This window comes from Rhizobium rosettiformans W3 (assembly GCF_004912135.1).
Taxonomy (GTDB): Bacteria; Pseudomonadota; Alphaproteobacteria; order Rhizobiales; family Rhizobiaceae; genus Allorhizobium; species Allorhizobium rosettiformans.
Window position 1 is genome coordinate 1 of record NZ_STGU01000056.1, and the last position, 2,617, is coordinate 2,617.

The following is a 2,617-nucleotide window of genomic DNA, read 5'->3' on the forward strand; positions in this document are numbered from 1 at the left end:
ATCTTCAGCTGCGGTGCGAGGTTGCCCTTGGCGACTGCATCCTTGTTCCAGTATTCGAGATCATGCTCTTCGGCGAGCTTCGGACCGATGTCACCCTGGACGCCTGCGCGTTCGAGACGCTGCAGGACCTTTTCCTGCTCGGCGCAAAGCGAGTCCATGGCTTCCTGGGCGGTCTTTGCACCCGAGGATGCATCACCGATCGCCTGCCACCACAGCTGTGCCAGCTTCGGATAGTCAGGGATGTTCGTACCCGTCGGCGACCACTGGACGCGGGCCGGCGAACGGTAGAACTCGATCAGACCCCCGAGCTTCGGCGCACGGTCGGTGAACGACTTGTGCTGGATCGTCGATTCGCGGATGAGCGTCAGGCCGACATGGCTCTTCTTCACGTCCACGGTCTTCGAGGTGACGAACTGCGCATAGAGCCAGGCGGCCTTGGCGCGGTCATCGGGGGTCGACTTCATCAGCGTCCAGGAACCGACGTCCTGATAACCGAGCTTCATGCCGTCCTTCCAGTAGACGCCGTGCGGGCTCGGCGCGAAACGCCACTTCGGGGTACCGTCCTCGTTGACGACGGCGAGGCCTTCCTTGACGAAGTCGGCGGTGAAGGCCGTGTAGGTGAACATCTGCTGGGCGACATTGCCCTGGGCAGGCACCGGACCGGCTTCACCGAAGGTCATGCCCTGGGCTTCCGGCGGTGCATAGGCCTTCAACCAGTCGAGATATTTCTGGATGGCATAGACCGAGGCTGGGCCGTTGGTATCACCGCCACGGGCGACGCAAGAGCCAACCGGCTGGGACTTCTCGTTGACCTTGATGCCCCATTCGTCGACCGGCAGACCGTTCGGCAGGCCCTTGTCGCCATTGCCGGCCATGGAGAGCCAGGCATCGGTGAAGCGCCAGCCGAGCGACGGGTCTTTCTTGCCGTAGTCCATGTGGCCGAAGACCTTCTTGCCGTCGACTTCGCGACCGGTGAAGAACTCGGCGATGTCTTCGTAAGCAGACCAGTTGACGGGAACGCCGAGGTCGTAGCCGTACTTGGCCTTGAAGTCGGCCTTGTTCTTCTCGTCGTTGAACCAATCGTAGCGGAACCAGTAGAGGTTCGCGAACTGCTGGTCGGGCAGCTGGTAGAGGTCGCCGTCCGGAGCGGTGGTGAACTTGGTGCCGATGAAGTCATCAAGGTCGAGATTGGGATTGGTGACGTCCTTGCCTTCGTTGGCCATCCACTTGGTCAGCGAACGGGCCTGCTGGTAGCGCCAGTGGGTGCCGATCAGGTCCGAGTCGTTGACATAGGCGTCGTAGATGTTTTCGCCGGACTGCATCTGCGTCTGCAGCTTCTCGACGACGTCGCCTTCGCCGATCAGGTCGTGGGTGATCTTGATGCCGGTAATGGCCTCGAACGCCGGTGCGAGCACCTTGGATTCGTATTCATGCGTGGCGATGGTTTCGGAGACGACCTTGATCTCCATGCCGGCAAAGGGCTTTGCCGCATCGATGAACCACTGCAGTTCGGCTTCCTGGGCCGCACGGTCGAGGCTCGACATGTCGCCGATCTCGGTGTCCAGGAATTTCTTTGCCGCGTCCATGTCGGCGAATGCCACGCCGGTCATGGCGAGCAGCATGGCCGCCGTCGTCGTCAAAAGGTGCTTTCGCATTTTTCGTCCTCCCTAAGGTTGCGATTGCAGAGTTTCCAGTCCGTCAGGATGGCGACCTCCCGCCGCCATCCGCCGTTGTCCGGCTCTATACGTAGCGAAATACGCCGATGGCGTAGACCACGGACAGAGCGAGAGCCCACCACAGGTTCGGCCCAACAAGACCGAGCCAAGCGAGATGAATGAAGGCGGAACCGAGCAGCGACACGAAGAGCCGGTCGCCGCGCGTGGTCTCAAAGCGCAGCACGCCGACACGCGGATTGCCGCCGGGTGAAAAATACTCCCAGACCGCCATCGAGACGATCAGCGTCAGGATCGCGATGAAGAAGAGCGCCGTCGGCAGCGTCCAGGCCATCCATGTGAAGTTCATCGACGCCTCCTCAGACGCGGCCCAGGGCAAAGCCCTTGGCGATGTAGTTGCGAACGAAATAGATGACGAGCGCGCCCGGGATGATGGTGAGCACACCGGCGGCTGCCAGCACGCCCCAGTCCATGCCCGAGGCCGAGACCGTGCGCGTCATGATGGCGGCGATCGGCTTGGCGTCGGTGGTGGTCAGCGTACGGGCAATCAGAAGCTCGACCCAGGAGAACATGAAGCAGAAGAAGGCGGCGACACCGATGCCCGATGCGATCAGCGGAATGTAGATCTTCACGAAGAAGCGCGGGAAGGAATAGCCGTCGATATAGGCAGTCTCGTCGATTTCCTTCGGCACGCCGGACATGAAGCCTTCGAGGATCCAGACCGCCAGCGGCACGTTGAACAGGCAGTGGGCGAGTGCCACCGCGATATGCGTGTCGATCAGACCGAAAGCCGAATAGAGCTGGAAGAAGGGCAGCGCGAAGACGGCCGGCGGCGCCATGCGGTTGGTCAAGAGCCAGAAGAACAGGTGCTTGTCGCCGAGGAACCGGTAGCGCGAGAAGGCGTAAGCGGCAGGAAGAGCTGCGGCAACCGAGATCACCGTGTT

At 61.6% G+C, this 2,617-nt stretch carries 3 protein-coding genes; all 3 read right to left on the reverse strand.

Going from position 1 to position 2,617, the window contains the following annotated elements; translation table 11 throughout:
• Positions 1–1,655, reverse strand: a 1,655-nt coding sequence (locus FAA86_RS24205) for an ABC transporter substrate-binding protein (RefSeq protein WP_136543857.1), incomplete at its 3' end; no start/stop codon positions are given.
• Positions 1,656–1,740: 85 nt separating this feature from the next.
• Entirely contained in the window at positions 1,741–2,022 is a 282-nt protein-coding gene (locus FAA86_RS24210; protein ID WP_062277451.1) for a DUF2160 domain-containing protein, read from the reverse strand.
• A gap of 10 nt (positions 2,023–2,032) precedes the next feature.
• Positions 2,033–2,617: carbohydrate ABC transporter permease (locus tag FAA86_RS24215; protein WP_136543859.1), on the reverse strand; the 585-nt coding region annotated here is incomplete at its 5' end.